Source organism: Streptomyces sp. NPDC053493, assembly GCF_044544825.1.
GTDB lineage: Bacteria > Actinomycetota > Actinomycetes > Streptomycetales > Streptomycetaceae > Streptomyces.
Window position 1 is genome coordinate 1,208,254 of sequence record NZ_JBITXS010000001.1, and the last position, 21,956, is coordinate 1,230,209.

Annotated in this window: 18 protein-coding genes; 8 read left to right on the forward strand and 10 right to left on the reverse strand. The window is 74.2% G+C overall.

Features of this window, described 5'->3' with window-relative positions:
• The first annotated feature begins 49 nt into the window (after positions 1 to 49).
• From ACIGO8_RS05575 to ACIGO8_RS05590, 4 genes are all read left to right on the forward strand, one after another.
• Positions 50 to 1,606: an MFS transporter gene (locus ACIGO8_RS05575; RefSeq protein WP_399724121.1), complete on the forward strand. Its 1,557-nt coding sequence runs from the start codon at positions 50 to 52 to the stop codon at positions 1,604 to 1,606.
• An 84-nt stretch (positions 1,607 to 1,690) separates the two neighbouring features.
• Positions 1,691 to 3,940, forward strand: a complete 2,250-nt coding sequence (locus ACIGO8_RS05580) for an acetate--CoA ligase family protein (protein WP_399724123.1) — start codon at positions 1,691 to 1,693, stop codon at positions 3,938 to 3,940.
• 80 nt (positions 3,941 to 4,020) lie between these two features.
• Positions 4,021 to 4,743: an enoyl-CoA hydratase/isomerase family protein gene (locus ACIGO8_RS05585; protein ID WP_399724343.1), complete on the forward strand. Its 723-nt coding sequence runs from the start codon at positions 4,021 to 4,023 to the stop codon at positions 4,741 to 4,743.
• Positions 4,744 to 4,846: 103 nt separating this feature from the next.
• Positions 4,847 to 5,428, forward strand: coding sequence for a flavin reductase family protein (locus ACIGO8_RS05590; RefSeq protein ID WP_399724345.1), 582 nt, complete (start codon positions 4,847 to 4,849; stop codon positions 5,426 to 5,428).
• A gap of 20 nt (positions 5,429 to 5,448) precedes the next feature.
• Here the strand turns inward: ACIGO8_RS05590 and ACIGO8_RS05595 are convergent, their stop codons facing one another.
• The 3 genes from ACIGO8_RS05595 to ACIGO8_RS05605 all read right to left on the reverse strand — a co-directional run bounded on the left by ACIGO8_RS05595 (position 5,449) and on the right by ACIGO8_RS05605 (position 8,801).
• The gene (locus ACIGO8_RS05595; RefSeq protein WP_399724126.1) at positions 5,449 to 5,949 is read right to left on the reverse strand and encodes a hypothetical protein; all 501 of its coding nucleotides are present in this window, start codon (positions 5,947 to 5,949) and stop codon (positions 5,449 to 5,451) included.
• A gap of 33 nt (positions 5,950 to 5,982) precedes the next feature.
• Positions 5,983 to 7,305, reverse strand: coding sequence for an MFS transporter (locus ACIGO8_RS05600; protein ID WP_399724129.1), 1,323 nt, complete (start codon positions 7,303 to 7,305; stop codon positions 5,983 to 5,985).
• 221 nt (positions 7,306 to 7,526) lie between these two features.
• Positions 7,527 to 8,801: an MFS transporter gene (locus ACIGO8_RS05605; RefSeq protein ID WP_399724132.1), complete on the reverse strand. Its 1,275-nt coding sequence runs from the start codon at positions 8,799 to 8,801 to the stop codon at positions 7,527 to 7,529.
• A gap of 56 nt (positions 8,802 to 8,857) precedes the next feature.
• On the opposite strand from ACIGO8_RS05605, the gene ACIGO8_RS05610 reads away from it, so the two are divergent.
• A complete protein-coding gene (locus ACIGO8_RS05610; RefSeq protein WP_399724135.1) occupies positions 8,858 to 9,856 on the forward strand; it encodes a GlxA family transcriptional regulator in 999 nt (332 codons plus the stop codon).
• A gap of 47 nt (positions 9,857 to 9,903) precedes the next feature.
• On the opposite strand, the gene ACIGO8_RS05615 is transcribed toward ACIGO8_RS05610, so the two are convergent.
• On the reverse strand, positions 9,904 to 11,142 hold the full coding sequence (locus tag ACIGO8_RS05615; protein ID WP_399724138.1) for an MFS transporter: 1,239 nt from the start codon (positions 11,140 to 11,142) through the stop codon (positions 9,904 to 9,906).
• Between the two features lie 783 nt (positions 11,143 to 11,925).
• Here ACIGO8_RS05615 and ACIGO8_RS05620 point away from each other — a divergent pair.
• Positions 11,926 to 12,885: an NAD-dependent epimerase/dehydratase family protein gene (locus tag ACIGO8_RS05620; protein ID WP_399724141.1), complete on the forward strand. Its 960-nt coding sequence runs from the start codon at positions 11,926 to 11,928 to the stop codon at positions 12,883 to 12,885.
• A gap of 105 nt (positions 12,886 to 12,990) precedes the next feature.
• Here ACIGO8_RS05620 and ACIGO8_RS05625 read toward each other — a convergent pair whose 3' ends face one another.
• Positions 12,991 to 14,040, reverse strand: a complete 1,050-nt coding sequence (locus ACIGO8_RS05625; RefSeq protein WP_399724144.1) for a Zn-dependent alcohol dehydrogenase — start codon at positions 14,038 to 14,040, stop codon at positions 12,991 to 12,993.
• Positions 14,037 to 14,969, reverse strand: a complete 933-nt coding sequence (locus ACIGO8_RS05630; protein WP_399724147.1) for an SDR family oxidoreductase — start codon at positions 14,967 to 14,969, stop codon at positions 14,037 to 14,039. Before ACIGO8_RS05630 ends, ACIGO8_RS05625 begins: the two co-directional genes overlap by 4 nt.
• Positions 14,970 to 15,071: 102 nt before the next feature.
• Here ACIGO8_RS05630 and ACIGO8_RS05635 point away from each other — a divergent pair, with 102 nt between their 5' ends.
• Positions 15,072 to 16,010 (forward strand): cyclase family protein, encoded by a 939-nt coding sequence (locus ACIGO8_RS05635; RefSeq protein ID WP_399724150.1) that lies wholly within the window; start codon positions 15,072 to 15,074, stop codon positions 16,008 to 16,010.
• A gap of 160 nt (positions 16,011 to 16,170) precedes the next feature.
• On the opposite strand, the gene ACIGO8_RS05640 is transcribed toward ACIGO8_RS05635, so the two are convergent.
• The 4 genes from ACIGO8_RS05640 to ACIGO8_RS05655 all read right to left on the reverse strand — a co-directional run bounded on the left by ACIGO8_RS05640 (position 16,171) and on the right by ACIGO8_RS05655 (position 20,275).
• A complete protein-coding gene (locus ACIGO8_RS05640; protein ID WP_399724153.1) occupies positions 16,171 to 16,701 on the reverse strand; it encodes an ATP-binding protein in 531 nt (176 codons plus the stop codon).
• Between the two features lie 366 nt (positions 16,702 to 17,067).
• Positions 17,068 to 17,943, reverse strand: coding sequence for an acyl-CoA dehydrogenase family protein (locus ACIGO8_RS05645; RefSeq protein ID WP_399724156.1), 876 nt, complete (start codon positions 17,941 to 17,943; stop codon positions 17,068 to 17,070).
• An 8-nt stretch (positions 17,944 to 17,951) separates the two neighbouring features.
• Entirely contained in the window at positions 17,952 to 19,085 is a 1,134-nt protein-coding gene (locus ACIGO8_RS05650) for an acyl-CoA dehydrogenase family protein (protein ID WP_399724159.1), read from the reverse strand.
• On the reverse strand, positions 19,085 to 20,275 hold the full coding sequence (locus tag ACIGO8_RS05655; protein WP_399724161.1) for an amidohydrolase family protein: 1,191 nt from the start codon (positions 20,273 to 20,275) through the stop codon (positions 19,085 to 19,087). Before ACIGO8_RS05655 ends, ACIGO8_RS05650 begins: the two co-directional genes overlap by 1 nt.
• Before the next feature lie 158 nt (positions 20,276 to 20,433).
• On the opposite strand from ACIGO8_RS05655, the gene ACIGO8_RS05660 reads away from it, so the two are divergent.
• The gene (locus ACIGO8_RS05660) at positions 20,434 to 21,939 is read left to right on the forward strand and encodes a class I adenylate-forming enzyme family protein (RefSeq protein WP_399724348.1); all 1,506 of its coding nucleotides are present in this window, start codon (positions 20,434 to 20,436) and stop codon (positions 21,937 to 21,939) included.
• Positions 21,940 to 21,956: the final 17 nt, after the last annotated feature.

A 21,956-nucleotide genomic window follows, 5' to 3' on the forward strand; every position in this document is an offset into this window, starting at 1 on the left:
CCGCAAAGTTCCTGGGCCGCCGGACCGGGCCGCTCCCAGCATGAGCCCCATGACAACGCCCCTGAAGAAACCGACGAACACCACCACCACCGGCCCGGCGGGCCCGGCGGGCCCGGCGGCGCTTTCGAGCGCGCGGCGGCGCTGGACCGTGCTCGCCGTCTGCGCGCTGAGCATGTTCCTGGTGGGAGTGGACACCACCATCGTCAACGTGGGCCTGCCCGACATCGGGCGCGGGCTCGGCGTCGGCACCCGCGGCCTGGAGTGGGTCGTGGACGCGTACACGCTCTCCTTCGCCGCCCTTCTCGTCGTCTCCGGCGCGCTCGCGGACCGCTTCGGCCGGCGCCGGGTCTTCCGTACCGGACTCGTCCTCTTCGGCCTGGCCTCGCTCGCCTGCGCCCTCGCGCCGGCGCCGGGCCTGCTGGTGGCCGCGCGGGTCGGGCAGGGCGTCGGGGCCTCGATGCTGAGCCCGGTGGCCCTGGCGATCGTGGTGAACGCCATGCCCGACCGCCGCGAGCGGGCGCGTGCGATCGGCGTGTGGGCGTCGGTGTTCGGGCTGAGCATGGCGGCGGGGCCGGTCACGGGCGGGGCGCTGATCGCCGCGTTCGGCTGGCGGTCGGTGTTCTGGATCAACGCGCCGGTGGTCGTCCTCGCCCTCGTCCTGGTCGCCGTGTTCGTGCCGGAGTCGCGCGGTGAGCACGCCCGGCGGCTCGACCTGCCCGGGCAGATACTCCTGACCGCGGCCCTCGGCCTGGGCGTCGGCGTGCTGATCGAGGGGCCGCGGATCGGGTGGGGCTCACCCGCGGCGCTGGCCGCGTACGTCCTGACCGCCCTCGCCACGGCCGCCTTCGTGCGCCTCGAGCGGCGGCGGCGCGAGCCGCTGATGGACCTCGGGCTGTTCCGGCGGCCCGCGTTCGCCTCGGCGGTGTTCGGCGCGGCGGCGGTGTTCACGGCCCTGAGCGTGAGCCTGCTGCTCACCACGCTCTACCTTCAGCACACCCGCGGCTGGACCCCGCTCGCCTCGGGCCTCGCGACGCTGCCGATGGCGCTCGGCGCGACGGTGTGCGCGCCGTGGTCCGGCGTCATGGTGGGGCGGTACGGGCCGGGCCGGCCGCTGCTCCTGGCGGGCGGGTTCCTCACGGCGGGCGGACTGTGCCTGGTCGGGCTCGGGCCGGACACCGGCCTCGCGCTGCTGCTGGCGGCCTTCGGGCTGATCGGCGTCGGGTTCGGCTTCGCCAACGCGCCGCTGACCAACACGGCGGTGAGCGGCCTGCCGCCGGCCCGGGCGGGCGTGGCCGGTGCGATCACGTCGACGGCGCGGCAGGTGGGCGCGGCGGTCGGGATCGCGGTGGCGGGCGGCCTGGTCGCCGGTGTGCCGCCGGCGGGGCTGCCGGGCGCGTCGCACGCGGGCTGGTGGGTGGTGGCGGGCTGCGGGCTCCTCCTGCTCGCCACGGGAGCGGCGGCGAGACGCGCGGCGGGTCCTGCGGCGAGCCCGGCGGCCCCGGCCACACCGGCCACGGGCGCACCGGCCCCGGCCACACCGACGGCGACCCCACCGGCGCCGGCCGGGGAGCCGGAAACCCGAAATCAGGCGCACAAGCATTCCTGACTACCCGTCAGTTCTGTAATCTGACTAGGCGTCAGAGAAGGGAACGGGACGCCGGACGACCGGACGGACGGGCGGAGCGACACGATGCTTGGATCGACTCACGGCACCTTCACCACAGACCTCCGCGCTCGCGTCGTCGCCTGCGGCGAACAGCCCGCCCAGGCCGTCGTGCACGGCGTCACCGCCGTCGAGGGCGACACGGACGTCAGCGGGCGCCCGCTGCACGCGGCCGTGCCCGATCTCGACCGCTTCTTCCGGCCCGAGGTGGTCGCCGTCGTCGGCGCGTCCGACACCGAGGGCCGGCCCAACACCGGGATCACCAGGCAGCTGCTCGACTGGGCCGGGCGGGTCGGCGCGCGGGTGGTGCCGGTGCACCCGACCCGTAGCGCCGTCTTCGGCATCCCGTGCGTGCCCTCCGTCTCCGACCTCGCCGGTCTCGACGACCTCGCCGAACCCGTCGACCTGGCCGTCCTGCTGGTCGCCGACCCGCTGCCGGTGATCGAGCAACTCGCCGAGATCAAGGTGAGGTTCGCCGTCGCCTTCGCGTCCGGCTTCGCCGAGACCGGCGAGGAGGGCGCACGGGCGCAGGAGCGGCTCGCCGCCGCCGTGGGACGCTCCGGGTCGGGACTGCGCCTGCTCGGCCCCAACACCAACCTCAACGCCTTCGAGCGCTTCCGCGACGACCTCGAAGGCCCGGCCGTCGCGCTGATCACCCAGTCCGGCCACCAGGGCCGGCCCGTCTTCACCCTGCAGGAGCTGGGCGTCCGGCTCTCGCACTGGGCGCCCACCGGCAACGAGGCCGACCTGGAGACCGCCGACTTCATCTCGTACTTCGCGCACCGGCCCGAGGTCGGGGCGATCGCCTGTTACGTGGAAGGGCTCAAGGACGGCCGTTCCTTCCTGCTCGCCGCCGACCAGGCCGCGCGCCGGCAGGTGCCCGTCGTCGCGGTGAAGGTCGGCCGCACGGAGGCCGGCGCCCGGATGGCCGCCTCGCACACCGGCAAGCTGACCGGGGCCGACCAGGTCGTCGACGCCGCCATGCGGCAGTTCGGCGTGATCCGGGTCGACGGACTCGACCAGCTCCAGGACACCGCGGCGCTGCTCGCCCGGGCCCGCAAGCCGGTCGCCGACGGCGTCGTCGTCTACTCCATCTCCGGCGGCACCGGCGCCCACTTCTCCGACCTGGCGACGGCGGCCGGCCTCACGCTGCCCACGCTGTCGCAGGCCAAGCAGGACGAGCTGCACCAGTGGATCCCCGACTACCTGAGCGTGGCCAATCCCGTCGACAACGGCGGGCACCCGGTCGGCGACTGGCGCGGCCCGAAGATCATCGACGCGATCCTCGCCGACCCGTCCGTGGGCGTGCTCATCTGTCCCATCACCGGGCCCTTCCCGCCGATGAGCGACAAGCTCGCGCAGGACCTGGTCGACGCCGCCGAGCGCACCGACAAGCTGATCTGCGTGGTGTGGGGCTCGCCGGTCGGCACCGAGGAGGCCTACCGCACCACCCTGCTCGGCTCCTCGCGGGTCGCGACCTTCCGCACCTTCGGCAACTGCATCGGCGCGGTCAAGGCCTACCTCGACCACCACCGCTTCACCACCGGCTACCGCTCGCCCTTCGACGAGGCCCCGCGCACGCCGTCGCCGTCCTTCCGCAAGGCGCAGGCCCTGCTGCGGCCCGGCCACCGGCTGAGCGAGCACGCGGCGAAGCAGCTGCTGCGGGCGTACGGGATACGGGTGCCGCGCGAGCAACTGGTGACCAGCGCCGCGGCGGCGGTGCGGGCGGCCGGGCTCGTCGGCTACCCGGTCGTCATGAAGGCCTCGGGCGCGCGGCTCGCCCACAAGACCGAGCTGGGCCTGGTCAAGGTCGGGCTGACGTCGGCGAGCCAGATCCGTGACGCCTACCGGGAGCTGACCGACATCGCCCGCTACGAGGGCATCGACCTGGACGGCGTCCTGGTGTGCCAGATGGTCGGGCGGGGCGTGGAGATGGTGGTGGGCGTGACCCGCGACCCGCTCTTCGGGCCGACGGTCACGGTCGGTCTCGGCGGCGTCCTGGTGGAGGTGCTGAACGACGCGGCCGTGCGCGTGCCGCCGTTCGGCGAGCGGGAGGCCCGGGACATGCTCGGCGAGCTGCGCGGGCGGGCGCTGCTCGACGGAGTGCGGGGCGCGCCGGCGGCGGACGTGGACGCGCTGGTGGAGGTGGTGCTGCGGGTGCAGCGCATGGCGCTGGAACTCGACGGCGACCTGGCCGAGTTGGACATCAACCCGCTGATGGTGCTGCCGCGGGGCCAGGGCGCGGTGGCCCTGGACGCGCTCGCGGTCTGCCGCTGAGGAGGCTCGCGCACGTGGAAGACGTCCTGCACGCCGTCGAGAACGGCGTCTCGTGGATCACGCTCAACCGGCCCGAGGCGATGAACGCCGTCACCTGGGACCAGCGGGAGCGGATCATCGCGCTCCTGGGCGACGCCTCGGCCGACCCGGACGTGCGGGCGGTGGTCGTCACGGCCACCGGGCGCGGCTTCTGCGCGGGCGCCGACCTGCGCGGCGGGCCCGCGTCCGCCGGGGACCGCGTCACCGGCGACGTGGCCCGGATGATCCGGCGGGGCGCACAGCGCTTCGTCGGGGCCGTACTGGACTGCGAGAAGCCGGTGATCGCGGCGGTCAACGGGACGGCCGCCGGGATCGGGGCGCATCTGGCGTTCGCGTGCGATCTGGTGCTCGCGGCGGAGTCGGCGACGTTCGTGGAGGTCTTCGTGCGGCGCGGGATCGTGCCGGACGGGGGCGGGGCGTATCTGCTGCCGCGGCTGGTCGGCCCGCAGCGGGCGAAGGAGCTGATGTTCTTCGGCGACGCGCTGCCGGCCGCCGAGGCGCGGGCCATGGGCCTGGTCAACCGGGTCGTCCCGGCCGAGGAGCTGGAGAAGACGGCCCGCGAGTGGGCCGAGCGCCTCGCCCAGGGCCCCACGCGGGCGCTCGCGCTCACCAAGCAGCTGGTCAACGCCTCCCTGGACACCGACCGCGCGACCGCCTTCGCGGCGGAGGCGACGGCGCAGGAGCTGTGCATGACGACACGGGACGCGCGCGAGGGCGTGGCGGCGTTCGTGGAGCGCCGCACGCCGTCGTACGAGGGCCGCTGACGCGACCGCGCGGGCCCGGTTTCCGGCGAGGTCCGGGGCGCCGCGGGGCTTCTCATCTGACGATGCGTCAGCTTCAATGGGTGGTGTGATGGGACATGCTGGGATGGCGGCCACCGCCGTCCGATACCTCAGGTCGGCCGGCGCGGCCACGGCCGTCGAGCCGCTTCCCCGGCCCGAGCTCCGGGCGGTACGGGACGACGAGCGGATGGCGGTCGATCCGGCCGAGTTCCGGCGCGTGCTCGGGCACTTCGCGAGTGGCGTCACGATCGTCACGGCGCTCGACGAGGACGGCCCGGCGGGCTTCGCCTGCCAGTCCTTCGCCTCGCTCTCGCTGGACCCGCCGCTGGTCGTCTTCATGGTCGCCCGCACGTCGACGACCTGGCCCCGGATCGCCCGGGCCGGGCGCTTCTGCGTCAACATCCTGGGCGCGCGGCAGGACGGCCTGTGCCGGGCCTTCGCGGTGAGCGGCGCCGACAAGTTCGCCGGCGTCGACTGGACCCCGTCCCCGTCCACCGGCTCCCCGCGCCTGCCGTCCGCGCCCGCCTGGGTCGACTGCACGATCGCCACCGTCCACACGGGCGGCGACCACCTGATCGTGGTGGGCCGGGTCGAGTCCCTGGGCGCCTCCGACGACGCCGAACCGCTGCTGTTCCACCGGGGCCGCTTCGGGCGGTTCAGCGCATAGCGCACTCGGCGCGGCGGGCCTCAGTCGATGACGCCCGCGTACACGCCGACGCCGCCGAGCGCGAAGACGGCCAGCACCACGACCGTGCCCCGCACGAGCACCGAGACGAAGAAGCCGCGCCGCGCGTGGCGGGCGATCAGCGCCGCCACGGCCAGGCAGGCGGCCGCCACGAGCCACCCACGCCACCCGGCGAGCGGCCACGACAACGCCCCGGCGACGGCCGGGAGCAGCAGCTGCCAGCCGGCCAGGGGACCTCCGAGCCGGGCCGCCAGGTGCTCACCGAGCAGGACGGACGGAACGACAAGGGCCGCGGACACCGCCGCGACGGGAAGCGGCGCGAGGAGCACGGCGAACGGCAGGAGCACGACGCCGTAGGCGTTGACCCGCTCCTCGCCCGGCTCCGGCGCCCTGGTGTCACCGAACACCGTCGCAAGCACCAGGGCGAGCGCCGCCTCCAGGAACAGCACCAGCATCGACACCACGATCATCCGGCCGAACGAGCGCTCCTCCGAAGCCGCCATGTCCCCACCCTCCCACCGGTCGTCACCAGGTCATCATGCTCCCGCCAGGGACGCCGTCGTCGCCCGGGGCCGGCGGATCGCCAGGGCCATCAGGGCCGCCGCCGCGCACAGGGCGCCGGAGGCGTACCAGACCGGGTCGTAGGAGCCGAAGAGGTCGCGGGCGAGGCCGCCGGCGAAGGCGATGACGGCGGCGCCGACCTGGTGGGAGGCGAGGACCCAGCCGAAGACGATGGCGCTGTCGTCGCCGTAGTGCTCGCGGCACAGGGCGATGGTGGGCGGGACGGTGGCGACCCAGTCGAGGCCGTAGAAGACGATGAAGAACAGCATCGGCGGGTGGACCGCCGGGGCGAGCAGCATCGGCAGGAAGAGCAGCGAGACGCCGCGGAGCGCGTAGTAGACGGCGAGGAGGCGGCGCGCCTCGAAGCGGTCGGTGAACCAGCCGGAGGCGATCGTGCCGACGACGTCGAAGACGCCGATGACGGCGAGCAGTCCGGCCGCCGCCGTGACCGGCATGCCGTGGTCGTGGGCGGCGGGCACGAAGTGGGTCTGCACCAGGCCGTTCGTCGAGGCGCCGCAGATCGCGAAGGTGCCGGCGAGCAGCCAGAACGGGCCGGTGCGGGCCGCCTTGAACAGGACGGTCACCGCGCGGCGCGCGGCGCCGGTGACGGGCGCCGGCTTCTCCGCCCACGCGCCGCCGTACGGCGCGAGGCCGACGTCCGCCGGGTGGTCGCGCAGCAGCAGCCACACGAACGGGACGACCGCGAGCGCGGCGAGCGAGACGGTCACGGAGGCCGGGCGCCAGCCGTGGTGCTCGACCAGCCAGGACAGCAGCGGCAGGAAGATCAGCTGCCCGGAGGCGCTCGCCGCGGTGAGGATGCCGGTGACCAGGCCGCGGCGCTCGGTGAACCACCGGTTGGTGACGGTCGCCGCGAAGGCGAGCGCCATGGAGCCGCTGCCGAGGCCCACCAGGAGGCCCCAGTAGAGGATCAGCTGCCAGCTCGACGTCATGAAGACGGTCAGGCCCGAGCCGGCCGCGATGACCGTCAGGGCCACCGCGACGACCCTGCGGATGCCGAACCGGTCCATCAGGGCGGCGGCGAACGGCGCCGTCAGGCCGTAGAGCGCGAGGTTCACCGAGACGGCGAGGCCGATCGTGCCGCGCGACCAGTGGAACTCGCCGTGCAGCGGGTCGATCAGCAGGCCCGGCAGCGAGCGGAAGGCCGCCGCCCCGATGATCGTGACAAAGGCGACGGCCGCGACGAACCACGCACGGTGGATGCGGGAGGTACGGGTCGGGGGCGGGGCGGGGACGGAGGAGGCGGGAGTCTCGGTTGTCTGGGTCACGTCACACAGCATCCGGTCACGGGCCCCGGCCCACCATTGGCCCGGATGACAGCTTTCCAACGAATCCGGCCAAGGGCAGGGGTCGGGCCAGGGATCGGGCCAAGGGCCGGGCCGATGACCGGGGGCACGGACCGGGGCACGCGGACCGGGGCAAGGACCGGACCACGGACCGGCGCCGGCGCCCGGGGCCGGCGCCGGCCTACACCCGCCGCCGGCCTACACCCGCCGCCGGCCTACACCCGACGCAGCGTCCTGATCGGCCGCACCGCCAGCAGCGCCGCCACCACAAGCAGCGCGATGGCCGCGCCCACGAGCAGCACCCGCTCCGTGCCCGCCGCATCCGCCACCGGTCCCGACAGCGCGCGGCCGACGCCCATCATCAGCAGGGATCCGGCCACGTCGTAGGCGTGCATACGGTTCAGCGCGTCCTGCGGCACATGCGTCTGCACCGACGTCGACCACATCACCAGCCAGAAGGCGAAGGCCGCGCCGCCCAGGAACTGGCCCGCGTACAGCAGCGGCACCGGCGCTCCCGTGCCGAGCAGCAGCAGGTTCACCGGCAGGCCGAGCAGCGCCACCGCGCCGGCGGCCAGCGGGCGGACCGGGCGCAGGCGCAGCGCGAGCAGGCCGCCGGCCGCGCTGCCGGCGCCGCCCGCCGCCATCAGCACGCCGTACGTCGCCGAGCCGTGGTCCTCGGTCACCAGGCTCGCGGTCAGCGGCACCATCGGTCCGGCGACCGTCAGCCCGTACACGGTCCAGATCGCGATCACGCCCCACAGCCAGCTCCTCGACGCGAACTCCCGCCATCCCAGAGCCATTTCGGAGAACAGCGAGCCGCGCCGGACGTCGTCGGACGGGACCGGCGCGATGCGCAGCAGGAGGAAGCAGACGGCGCTGACCGCGAAGGTGACGGCGTTGACGGCGAAGGCGGCGCCGGCGTTCCACAGGGCGACGAGGAGGCCGGCGAGGGCCGGGCCCGCCATGGTCATCAGCGCCTCGACGACCCGCAGGACGGCGTTGGCCCGCTGCACGTCCGGCGCGATCCGCGGGATGGTGGAGGCGACGCCCGGCTGGAAGAGGGCGGCGCCGATGCCGCTGACGGCGGACAGCACGTACACCGCCCACAGCGGCGGGCTGCCGAGCGCGAAGGTGAAGGCGAGGAGCAGCGCGCCGGGCAGCCGCACCAGATCGGCGACGATCATCATGCGCCGGGCGGTGAAGCGGTCGGCGAGGACGCCGCCGAAGAGCACGAAGACCGCGAAGGCGGCGGTCCACAGGCCGAGCGCGTAACCGACGGACGCGCCGGAGTGTCCGGCGCCGATCAGTCCGGCGGCGAAGGCGACCGGGACCATGCCCTCGCCGAGGACGGCGACCGCGCGGGCGACGAAGAAGAGCCGGAAGTTACGGTTCCACAGTGCGGGCGGCCCGTCCTGCGCGGCCCCCGGGACCGGTCTCGGGGGAATCCGCTCGGCGGCCTCAGACTTGTACGTGTTGTCCGTCACGAGCACACACAGGTATCAGCCCGGTGGTCTGGACCACCACTCTTTTACGGAGGGATCTCACTGTGCGGGCCCATCGCGTCGCCGTCCTCGCCCTGCCCGGCATCCTCCCCTTCGAACTCGGCATTCCCCACCGCATCTTCGGCCGCGCCAAGGATCCCGACGGCCGCCCGCTGTACGAGATCGTCACCTGCGCGCCCGCGCCCGGACCGGTCCAGACGGACGCCGACTTCGCCATCCACGTCGAGCGGGGCCCCGAGACGCTGGCCGAGGCCGACACCGTCGTCGTGCCCGCCTCCTACGAGCTGGGGCCCGTCTACGAGGAGGGGCGGCTGACCGACGAGCTCGCGGCGGCCCTCGCCCACATCCGGCCCGGCACCCGCCTCGTCTCCATCTGCACCGGCGGATACGTGCTCGCCGCCGCCGGCTACCTCGACGGGCGCCCGGCCACCACCCACTGGGCCTCCGCCGACCACTTCCAGCGGCTCTTCCCGAAGGTGCGGGTGGACGCGGACGTGCTCTTCGTGGACGACGGTGACGTGCTCACCTCCGCCGGCGTGGCCGCCGGGCTCGACCTGTGCCTGCACCTGGTGCGCCGCGACCACGGCACGGCCGTCGCCAACGAGGTGGCCCGGCGCACCGTCGTACCGCCGCACCGGGACGGCGGGCAGGCGCAGTACATCGCGCGGCCCATGCCCGACCCGGCGGCCGCCACCACGGCCTCCGCCCGCGCCTGGGCGCTCGCCCACCTGCACGAGCCGATCCAGCTGCGGGACCTCGCGGTGCGCGAGTCGATGAGCGTACGGACCTTCACGCGCCGCTTCCGCGACGAGGTCGGCATCAGCCCGGGCCAGTGGCTGACCCAGCAGCGGGTGGAGCGGGCCCGGCACCTGCTGGAGTCCACCGACCTGCCGGTCGACCAGATCGCCCACGACGCCGGCTTCGGCACCGCCCAGTCCCTGCGGGTGCACCTCCAGAGCGCGATCGGCGTGACGCCGACGGCCTACCGGCGCACCTTCCGCTCCTCCGCCTCGCCGACCGCCTCGCCCAGCCCCGCCGCCTGACCGAGCCGACCTCGCCGAGCCTCCTCCCTCGCTTCGGCCCGGCGCGGTCAGCGGTCGGAGTCCGCCTCCGCGGGGAGCGGGCGGGCCGGGCCGGCGGGCGGCGGGGTCGGGGCGGTGGCAGCGGGGATCCGGTGCTCGCCCCAGACGCCGACGGCCGTGAGCGTCAGCGTCAGGACGACTCCGCACAGGATCGCCGTCGACGGCGCGAAGGCCCTGAGCAGCGCGCCCGCGAGCGTGCCGCCGGCGGCGTAGCCGGCGCCGACGGCCGCGTACATCACGGAGTAGCCGGCGGCGATCGCGCCGGGCGGCAGGACCTGGCGCAGCGCGAGGTTCCGGGTCAGCATGGCCGGGGCCTGGAGCAGTCCGGCGGCGACGAGGGCGACGGCGATCGCGGCCGTCCAGGGCAGGACGGCGATCACGGCGACGCCCGCCGAGACTCCGACGACCAGGACGGCGGACTGGACCGGCAGCCGGCCGGGCCAGGAGCCGCGCAGCCCGTAGAGGAACGCGCCGGCCGCCGAGCCGATCGAGAACCCGGCGAGGAGCGGCCCGGCCCAGCCGAGCGGGATCGCGCGCTGTTCGAGGAGGGCCGGCAGGATCAGTTCGGCGAGGGCGAGCAGGGTGAGACCGGCGGCGCCGGTCACGTACACCGGCCAGGCGCGCAGGAGCACGCGTCCCGTCGGCGCGCCCTTCTCCTGCTCGCCGTCCCCGGTCCGCCAGCCGCGCGGCAGCAGCCACAGGCCCGCCACGGACAGGGCCATCAGCGCGGCCTGGAGCAGCGGCGGCAGGGCGGGACCGACGCCGAGGGCGAGGCCGGTCGCGAGGGCCGGGGCCGCGGCCCAGATCCCGAAGGTCAGCACCGACTCCATGCTCATCGCCTGGGTCACGGCCCGCTCCGGGACCAGGCTGGTGAGCAGCGCGCGCAGACCGCCGGGCGCGGCGGCCGGGCCGGCGCCCGCGAGGAAGGCGAGCACGCCGAGCAGGACCGGGTGCGCCTGCCCGCCGGCGAGGCCGAGGCCCGCGAAGCCGGCGGCGCCGACGGCGAGCCCGAAGGCCAGCTGCGGCCGGGCGCGTTCGGCGTTCATGCGGATGCCGAGGACGGGCGCGGCGACGATCTCACCGACGACGTACACGGCGGCGAGCACCGCGCCGAGCGTGTAGCCGCCGGGCTGCTCGCGGACGAGGAAGACGAGCGCGAGCGGCGCCATCGCGACGGGCAGCCGGGCGGCCACGGAGACGGCCGACCAGGCGAGGACGGGGCGGGTGGCGAGCTCGCGATACGACATGCCTCCCGACCGTAACGGCGTACGTCCCCGGAGCGCACCGGGGTTTCGCACGGGACGGCCGCCCGGGCCGCCGGCAGCGGGCAGCGGGGTTTCGCGCGGGTCGGCCGCCCGGGCCGCCGGCAGCGGGCAGCGGGCAGCGGGCAGCGGGCGGCGGGCAGCGGGCGGCGGGGTTTCACGCGGGTCGGCCGCCCGGCCGCTGGCCGCGGGCAGCGGGCGGCGGGCGGCGGGCGGCGGAGGATCCGACCGGCGGCGCCGACCGCAGGCGCGGGCGCGGCGGAGCCGACCGCGGGCGCGGGCCGTGGCCGAGCCGCACGCCTCCCGCCGTTCGTAGTCCGCCGCCGACCGCCGACGCGGCCGCGCCGCCCGCCAACCGCGGCCCGCCAACCGCGGGCCGCGGGCCGCCGACGTGGCCGAGCCGCCCGCCGGCGTCGACCACCGGCCGCAGGCGTGGCCGAGACGACCCCGCCCGGCAACCGCGGCCCGCCTCCCGCCTTCCGCCGACCGCCGACGTGGCCGAGCCGCCCGCCGGCGTCGACCACCGGCCGCAGGCGTGTCCGAGACGACCCCGCCCGGCAACCGCGGCCCGCCTCCCGCCTTCCGCCGGCCGCCGACGTGGTCGAGCCGCATGCCTCCCCACGGGCCGGCCACCGCCCCGCAGGCCCCCGACTCCGGGGCGGCTCTCACCCTTTCGGTCCGCGACCGCGTCCTGCTTCATAAGCTCCTTCACGCCGGCACCGCCCGGACACCGCCCCCTCCCCTGCACCCGACGCGAGGTCGACCCGCATGAAGCACTCCGCCACCGCCCGTCACGTGATCTTCGGCTCCGGCGCCGTGGGAACGGCCGTCGCCGAGGCGCTGGTGCGCCAGGGAGAGTCGGTGCGCGTCGTCAACCGGTCCGGCCGGGCCGAACTCCCGGACGGCGTCGAGCTGGTCCGCGGCGACGCGGCCGATCCCGCGTTCACCACCGCCGTCGCGGCCGGCGCGGCCGTCGTCTACCAGGCGCTCAACCCGCCGTACCACCGCTGGCCGCAGGAGTTCCCCGCGCTCCAGGCCGGTGTGCTCGCCGCGGCCGAGGCGGCCGGTGCCCGGCTGGTCTCGATGGACAACGTCTACACCTACGGCCCGGCCGGCGGCCGCCCGTTCACCGAGGAGAGCCCCGACGCCGCCACCACCCGCAAGGGCAGACTCCGCGGCCGGATGGCGCGGGAGCTGCTCGCCGCGCACCGGGCCGGGCGCGTGGAGGTGGCGATCGGGCGCGCCTCCGACTACTTCGGGCCGCGCGGCGGCGCCCAGTCCAACCTCGGCGACCTGGTCGTGCCGGCGCTCCTCGCCGGCCGCACCGCCACCGTCCTCGGCGATCCGGACCAGCCCCACACGTACACCTTCGTCCCCGACATCGGCGATGCGCTGGCCCTCCTCGGCCGCCATCCCGACGCCGCCGGCCGGGTCTGGCACCTGCCCAACGACCCGCACACCCGCACCACCCGGGAGCTGGTCGAGCTGGCCCACCGCGCCACCGGCCGGCCCGGCGCCGCCCGCCTGCGCCGGATGCCGACGGCCGCCCTCTACGCGCTGGGCGCGATGAACCGGACGGTGCGCGAACTGATAGAGATGCGCTACGAGTTCGCCGAGCCGTTCGTCGTGGACTCCTCGCTCGTCACGGAGCGGCTCGGCGCCGTCGCCACGCCGGCCGAGGAGGCCCTGGAACGGACGGTGGCCGCCTACCGCGCCCGCGGCAAGTGAGCCGGCGGGCGCGGCGGGAGGCGGGCACGCGGCGCCGAGCCCCGCGCACGGAGCGGGCCCGCGGCCTGAGCCCGTGCCAGGAACGGGCCCGCTGCCGCCGCGTCCTCAGAAGGTGAGCACGCCCCGCGCCACCTTGCCCTCCTCCATGTCCTCCACCGCCCGCGCGAAGTCCTCGACCGGATAGATGGTGGTGACGAGTTCGTCGAGCAGGAGCCGGCCGGTGCGGTAGAGCTCGGCGTAGAGGGCGATGTCCTTCTGGGGACGGGAGGAACCGTAGCGGCAGCCGAGGATCGCCTTGTCCAGGAACATCGCGGCGGGCAGGAAACTCGCCTCGGCCTTGGGCGCGGTCATGCCGAGCAGGACGGCCTGTCCGTGCCGGTCGAGCAGGTCGACGGCGGCGCGGACGAGCCCGGTGTGGCCGACGCACTCGAAGACGTGGTCGGCGCCGGTGGGCAGGATCTCGCGTACGGCGTCGGTCGAGGTCAGGAAGTGCGTGGCGCCGAACTGCCGGGCGGGGCCCTCCTTCGCCGGGTTGGTGTCGACGGCGACGATCGTGGCCGCCCCGGCGATCCGGGCGCCCTGGAGGACGTTGAGGCCGATGCCGCCGGTGCCGATGACGACGACGGTCTCGCCGTGGGCGACCTTGGCGCGGTTGAGTACGGCTCCGACGCCGGTGAGGACGCCGCAGCCCATGAGGGCGGCGGAGGTGAGCGGGATGCCGTCGGGGATCTTCACGGCCTGGACGGCCTTGACGACGGTCCGCTCGGCGAAGGAGGAGTTGGACGCGAACTGGTAGAGCGGTGTCCCGGCCCGGGAGAAGGGCTGCCCGGGCATGCCGATGGCCTTGCGGCACATGGTGGGCCGGCCGCGGTCGCAGTCGGCGCAGGCGCCGCAGTTGGCGAGCGTGGACAGGGCGACGTGGTCGCCGGGCGTGACGTGGGTGACGCCGGGTCCGACGGCCTCGACGACGCCGGCGCCCTCGTGGCCGAGGACGACGGGCGGAGGGAAGGGGATCGTGCCGTCGACGACGGAGAGGTCGCTGTGGCACAGCCCGGCCGCGGCGATCCGGACGAGCACCTCGCCGGGTCCGGGCTCCCGCACCTCCAGGTCGTCGACGACCCGCACCTGCTTGCCGTCGAAGACGACGCCTCTCATGAGCCGTTCTCCTTGCGGGTGTTGGGGCGGTCCCCGGCGGCCGCGGCCCGGGCCATCTCCTCCAGGCGCTGGAGCATCGGCATGGGATCGACGCCGACCGTGCCGGGCAGGAAGTCGGCGATGCGGTCCGGTGTCCAGGCGCCGCCCTCCGCGTAACCGGCGCGCAGCTCGCGCGGCTGGGCCCAGACGGCGATCTTGGGGCCGGCGATCGTGTAGACCTGGCCGGTGATCTTCTCGGCCCTGGCCCGGTCGGAGAGGAGGTAGACGACGAGCGCGGCCACGTCCTCGGGCTCGCCGATCTCCTTGAGCTCCATGGGCACGTTGGCGGACATCCGGGTGCGGGCGACCGGCGCGACGGCGTTGGCCGTGACGCCGTACTTGTGCAGGCCGAGGGCGGCGCTGCGGACGAGCGAGATGATGCCGCCCTTGGCGGCGGAGTAGTTGGCCTGGGCGACCGAGCCCTGGTGGTTGCCGCTGGTGAAGCCGACGAGGGTGCCGGAGCCCTGGCGCCGCATGACGGCGGAGGCGGCCCTGAAGACGGTGAAGGTGCCCTTGAGGTGGGTGGCGACGACGGGGTCCCACTCCTCCTCGGACATGTTGAAGAGCATCCGCTCGCGCAGGATGCCGGCCACGCACACGACGCCGTCGATCCGCCCGTACTCGGCGAGCGCCACGTCCACCACGCGCTGTCCGCCGGCCATCGTCGAGATGTCGTCGGCGACGGCGACCGCCGCGCCGCCGGACGCCTCGATCTCCTTGACGACGGCCTCGGCGATCTCGCTCGTCGGCTCGCCGCCCTCGATGGAGACGCCGTAGTCGTTGACGACGACCTTCGCGCCCTCCGCCGCGCAGGCGAGGGCGACCGCGCGGCCGATCCCCCGGCCCGCGCCCGTCACGGCGACGACCTTCCCTGCCAAGAAGTTCCCCACGCCCGGCCCCTTCCCGCGATTTCTGACGGTCCGTTAGATTCATCCGTCGGCAGGATTCTACGACCCGTCAGATACCCGAGAACAAGACCTCGGAGGCGCCCGATGTCACTTCCCAGCGCACTGCCGCCGGAATTCCACGAGATCGCCAAGCGCGTGAACAACTGGGGGCGTTGGGGCCGCGACGACGAGACCGGCACGCTCAACCTGATCACCGACGAGGTGGTACGGGCGGCCGCCGCGACCGTCCGCACCGGCCGGCGCGTGCCGCTCGCCGTGGACCTCGAGCAGGACGGCGTGCAGACCGGAATGATCCCCGGCCGGGTCAACCCGCTGCACGTCATGGTGCAGATCAATCAGGAGCTCTTCGGCCCCGGCACGGTCGCCACCAGCGACGACGCGGTGACCTTCGGCCTCCAGGCCGGCACCCACTGGGACGCGCTCACGCATGTGTCCCACTCGGGCCGGATCTACAACGGCCGGCCGGCCACGACGGTCACCGCGCACGGCCGCTCCGAGTTCAGCGGCATCCACACCGCCCGGCACGTCGTCTCGCGCGGCGTGCTGCTCGACGTGGCGGCCGCCAAGGGCGTCGACCGGCTGCCCGGCGACCACGCCGTCACGCCGGAGGACCTCGACGAGGCCGCCGAGTTCGGCGGCGTCACCGTACGGGCCGGGGACATCGTGCTCGTACGAACCGGGCAGATCCAGGCGTACCTGGCCGGCGACAAGCACGCCTACGCCTTCCCGTCACCCGGCCTGTCGGTGCGGACGCCCGAGTGGTTCCACGCTCGGGACGTGGCGGCGGTCGCCAACGACACGCTCACCTTCGAGATCTTCCCGCCGGAGATCGAGAACCTGTGGCTGCCCGTGCACGCGCTCGACCTGGTCGAGATGGGCATGCTCCAGGGCCAGAACTGGAATCTGGAGGAGTTGTCCACAGCCTGTGCGGAAGCGCGCCGCTACGCCTTCCTGCTCTCCGCGATGCCCGAGCCCTTCGTGGGCGGCACGGGCACACCGGTGGCTCCCGTCGCCGTGCTCTGACCGGAAGGAAATCGCGGGTGGCGGCGCACTCGCGCGCGCCCCGAGCACGGCACGACCCGCCGCCACCCGTCACGACCCGCGCTCGTCGAGGGGCCGCGCCCCTCGACTCCCCTCGCAGAACGAATCGCTCACCCAAGGGTGATCAATTCACCACGAACCGTCAACAGCGCACCCGGGAGGGTGACACCTGAGCCTGCGGGACCGGGAGCTGGGCCACCTGGCCCTGGGCCACCGGAGCCTGCGGGACCGGGAGCTGGGCGAGCTGGCCCTGGGTCACCGGCGCCTGGGCGAGCGGGCCCGCGTCCGGAGCCCGGTCCACCTCGCACCAGATGCTCTTGCCCGCGCCCTCGCGCTGCCAGCCCCACCGGTCCGCCAGGCCGTCCACCAGCTCGAGCCCGCGGCCGTTGGTGTCCTCGCCGTCCGCGTGCCGGGGCTGCGGCGGGCGGTCGCTGGTGTCCGCGACCTCGACCCGCACACCGCCTCCGCCGAACAGCATCCGCAGCACGGCCGGACAGCCGGTGTGCACCACGGCGTTGGTCACCAGCTCGGAGATGAGCAGCACCAGCGTCTCCGCCAGCGGCTCGTCGTCCTGTATGCCCGAGCCGGCCAGCCGCGAACGCGCCCACCGCCGGGCGCGGCCCACCTCCGCCGGGTCCGGCCCGACCTCCAACTGAACCTGAAGCACCTGCACCGTTCACACCATCCGAACCGGCGTCGACGACGACCTAACGGAACGTGATTCCCTTGTGGGACAGCATGGTTGACGTACAGTCACCGCAACAAGCGCTTCGGGCATATTCCAGCGCGAAGGAGTACGCATGGTCCATACTGTGCGACGCACGCTGCGGGGAGTCGAACAAGGGCGCGCGGGGCGCCTCCCCGGGGCGCGAGCGGCGGGCATTCCCGGTCCCGGAGCCGCCGCAGGGGCAGCACCGGCGCGATCCGGGCTCACAAGCACTCGCATCCCACGGAGCGTACCGGAGGCGGAGGCCGACTCCGGCCCGTGACGGCCCCGCCGAAGGACACAACCCGATATCGACGCTGCGTGACTCCGCCGCTACAGCGCGGCGGCCACGGCTTCCTCCGCCGCGGCACCCGACCCTCCCCGCTCGGCCCGCACCCAGGCCCGCTTCAGATGCAGGTGCACGTCGGCCTCCCAGGTGAAGCCCATGCCGCCGTGCACCTGGAGGCAGTCGCGGGCGCAGCCCACGGCGGCCTCGTCGGCGAGCAGCCGCGCACCGGCGATCTCGACCGGGTCGGCGGTGACGGCGGCGGCGTAGACGGCGACGCGGGCGACTTCCGTTCGTACGAGCATCTGCGCGCACAGGTGCTTGACGGCCTGGAAGCCGCCGATCGGCTGCCCGAACTGGGCCCGCGTGCGGGCGTGGGCGACGGCGAGCTCGGTGGTCCGTGCGGCGGACCCGACCTGTTCCGCGGCGGTCAGCAGACCGGCCACGGGCCGAAGTGCGGCGTCGGCGGGCCCGGTGCCGGGCAGCCGGTGCAACGGCGTGAGCGGGTCGACCGACCGCACCGCCACGGCGCCCTCGACGGACCCGAGGACCACGTCCGCCTCGTCCAGCCACTCCACGAGCCCGCCCTCGTCCACGGCGGTGACCACCACCTCGCCCTCGGCCGCGCCCGGCACCTCGCCCGCCGCCAGGTGCGTGGCCACCAAGGGCCCCGGCAGCAGCGCCCGTCCGGCCTCCTCGAAGAGGAGCACCGCCTCCGGCAGGCCGAGGCCCACGCCGCCCGCCTCCTCCGGGAGCCGCAGCGCGAAGAAGCCGGCCGCGCCCAGTTCCCGCCACAGCTCGCGGTCGAGGACGCCTCCCGCGTCGACGGCGGCCCGCAGCGCGGTCCGGTCGAAGCGGCGGTCCAGGAGCGCGCGTACGCCGCGCCTGAGCGCCTGCTGGTCGTCGGTGAGTCGGAAGTCCATGCGCCGGTTCACCGGCCCTTCGGCAGGCCGAGGATGCGCTCGGCGACGATGTTCTGCTGGATCTGCGAGGTGCCGGCGGCGATCGTGTACGACAGCGAGGACAGCCGGTCGAGGTTCCACTCCCGGCCGAGGTCGAGCGCGTCGGGCCCGAGGACGGCGGCGGCCGTGTCGTACAGCTCCTGGCGGGCGTGCGAGTAGCGCAGTTTGAACACCGAGCCGCCGACGCCCGGCACTCCGCCGCCGGCCTGGGCCTCGCTGACGTTCCACTGGGTGAGCCGCCACAGGGCCTGGAACTCGGCGCCGAGCCGGCCGAGGCGGCGGCGCAGGGCGGGATCGTCCCAGCGGCCGTTCTTCCTGGCCTCACGGGCGAGTTCGCCGAGGACGCGGCGGCAGGCGACGACCTCGCCGACGAAGGCGGTGCCGCGTTCGAAGGAGAGCGTGACCATGGTGACGCGCCAGCCGTCGTTCTCCTCGCCGATGCGGTGGGTGACGGGCACCCGCACCTCGTCCAGGAACACCTCGGCGAACTCGGCGGACCCGGCGAGCGTCCGCAGCGGCCGTACGGTGATGCCGGGCGCGTCCATGGGCAGCGCCAGCCAGCTGATGCCGCGGTGTTTCGGCGCGTCGGGGTCGGTGCGTACGAGCAGTTCGCACCAGTCGGCGACCTCGGCGTGCGAGGTCCAGATCTTCTGGCCGGTGACGACGTACGCGTCGCCGTCCCGGACCGCCCTGGTCCGCAGCGAGGCCAGGTCGGACCCGGCGTCGGGTTCGCTGAAGCCCTGGCACCAGACCTCGTCGCCGCGCAGGACCGGCTCCAGCCAGCGCTCCCGCTGCTCGGGCGTGCCCTCGGCGGCGATGGTCGGCCCGGCGTGCAGCAGGCCGACGAAGTTGGCGCCGACGTAGGGCGCGCCGGCGCGTTCGGTCTCCTCCAGGAAGATCAGCCGCTGGGTCGGCGAGGCGTCCCAGTGGACGTGCCCGTAGCCGGCGTCGTAGAGCCGCCGTTGCCAGCCGCAGTCGTACGCGCGCCGGGCGGGCCAGTCGAGCGGGTCGGGCTTCGGCGGGAGCCCGGGCAGCACGGCGCCGAGCCACTCCCGCAGCCGCGCCCGGAACTCCTCCTCCTCGTCGGTGCAGGCCAGCTCCATCAGACGATTCCGAGGTCGAGCATGCGGATGGCGTTGCCGCGCATCAGCTTGTAGACGGTCTCGTCGTCGAGGCCCTTGACGTGGTCGAGGGCGACCTCCTTGGTGTGCGGGAAGGTGGAGTCGACGTGCGGATAGTCGGTCTCGAAGGTGGCGTTGTCCCGGCCGACGACGTCCAGGGACGCGATCCCGTGCTTGTCGCGGAAGAAGCAGCAGAAGATCTGCCGGTAGTAGTAGGTGGACGGCGGCTCGGGGATCAGGTCGCGGACGCCGCCCCAGGCGCGGTGTTCCTCCCAGACGTCGTCGGCGCGTTCGAGGGCGTACGGGATCCAGCCCATCTGGCCCTCGCTGTAGGCGAGCTTGAGGCGCGGGAACTTCACGAGCACGCCGCTGAAGAGGAAGTCCATCATCGACGCCATCGCGTTGTTGAAGGACAGCGACGCCTGGACGGCGGGCGGGGCGTCCGGGGAGGCGGCCGGCATCTGGGAACTGGATCCGATGTGCATGTTGACGACCGTGCCGGTCTCCTGGCAGACGGCGAAGAACGGGTCCCAGTAGCCGGAGTGGATCGACGGCAGGCCGAGGTGGGTCGGGATCTCGGAGAAGGTGACGGCCTTGACGCCGCGGGCGGCGTTGCGCCGGATCTCGGCGACGGCCAGGTCGATGTCCCAGAGCGGGATGATGCAGAGCGGGATGAGCCGGCCGCCGCTGTCGCCGCACCACTCCTCGACCATCCAGTCGTTGTAGGCGCGGACGCAGGCGAGGGCGACCTCCTTGTCCTTCGCCTCGGCGAAGGTCTGGCCGCAGAAGCGGGGGAAGGTCGGGAAGCAGAGCGAGGCCTCGACGTGGTTGAGGTCCATGTCGGCGAGGCGGGCCTTGGGGTCCCAGCAGCCGCGGCGCATCTCCTCGCGGGTGATGCCCTCCAGGGTCATGTCGTCGCGGTCGAAGCCGACGGCGGCGATGTTGCGCTTGTACGGGAACTTCAGGTCCTCGTAGATCCACCAGTCGGTGGGCGGCCCGTCGGGGTCCATCGTGATCTGGTACCTGCCGCCGACGTAGGCGAGCTCGCCGATCCCGGCGGTCAGCGGCTTCGGCCCGCGGTCGCGGTACTTCGCCGGGAGCCAGGTCTCGAAGAGGTGCGCGGGCTCGATCACGTGGTCGTCGACGCTGATGATGCGGGGCAGTTCCGTCATGACCCCTCCATTTTCTGATGACCCGTCAGATACGGACTCGATCCTCAGGCTAGCTCCGCGCCTCTGGACCGACAAGGACCGGCCCTCTACGCTCTCCGCACGATCTGACGGACAGTCAGGCAGGCTCGATCGGCCAGGGAGTCGTCGTGACCGAAGTGGTGAACGCAACCGCCCACGCGCTGGGCGAGTCCCGCACCCTCTGGGAACTCGTCGCACGCCGCGCCGCCCTCACACCCGACCGGCCCGTCCTCCTCCAGGGCGACCGCACGCTCACCTTCGGCGAGCTCCGTGACCGCGCCGAACGCTGCGCCGCCGGCCTCCACGCCCTGGGCGTGCGCCCCGGCACCGTCGTCGCCTGGCAGCTGCCCACCCGGATCGAGACCGCGGTGCTCAGCTTCGCACTCGCCCGCCTCGGCGCCGTACAGTCGCCCGTCATACCCTTCTACCGGGACAAGGAGGTCGGCTTCGCGCTGCGCGAGTCCGGCGCCGAGTTCTTCGCCACGCCCGGCGTCTGGCGCGGCTTCGACCACACCGCCATGGCCCGGCGGCTCGGCGCCCGCGGGATCTTCGAGGCGTACAAGTTGGGCGCCCTGCCCGACGGCGACCCGGCCGTCCTGCCGCCGCCACCCGCCGACGGCACCTCCGTCCGCTGGATCTACTGGACCTCCGGCACCACCTCCGACCCGAAGGGCGTCCTGCACACCGACCGCTCACTCATCGCGGGCGGCTCCTGCCTCGCCCACGCCCTCCACCTCACCGCCGACGACGTCGGCTCGATGGCCTTCCCGTACGCGCACATCGCGGGACCCGACTACACGGTCATGCTGCTGCTCTACGGATTCCCCGCCGTCATGTTCGAACAGTTCGCGCTGCCGGACGCGCTCGACGACTACCGCAAGCACGGCGTCACCGTGGCCGGCGGCTCCACCGCCTTCTACTCGATGTTCCTCGCCGAACAGCGCAAGCGGCCGGACACGCCCCTCATCCCCACCCTCCGGCTGCTCGCCGGCGGCGGCGCGCCCAAACCGCCGGAGATCTACCACGCCGTCGTCCGCGAGATGGGCTGCCAGCTCACCCACGGCTACGGCATGACCGAGGTACCCATGATCACCATGGGCGACCCGGAAGACACCGCCGAGAACCTCGCCACGACCGAGGGCCGCCCGCCCGCGGGCATGGAGATACGCATCGCGGAGGGCGGCGAGGTCCGGCTGCGCGGCGAGGCCGTCTGCCAGGGCTATCTCGACCCGGAGCAGACGGCCGCGGCCTTCGACGAGGACGGCTTCCTCGTCACCGGCGACCTCGGGCACCTGACCGCGACCGGCCACCTCGTCCTGACCGGCCGGCTCAAGGACGTCATCATCCGCAAGGGCGAGAACATCTCGGCCAAGGAGATCGAGGACCTCCTCCACGAACACCCCGGCGTCGCCGACGCGGCGGTCGTCGGACTGCCCGACGCCGAGCGCGGCGAGCGGGTGTGCGCGGTGGTCGAACAGCCCGTCGGAGCCGAACCGCTCACCCTGGAGGCCGTGACGGCGTTCCTGCGGGAGGCCGGGCTCTCCGTCTTCAAGCTGCCGGAGCAGCTGGAGGTGGTGGACGCGCTGCCGAGGAACGAGACGCTGCGCAAGGTGCTCAAGTACAAGCTGCGCGAGCGCTACTCCTGAGGTGCGGCGAGGTGACG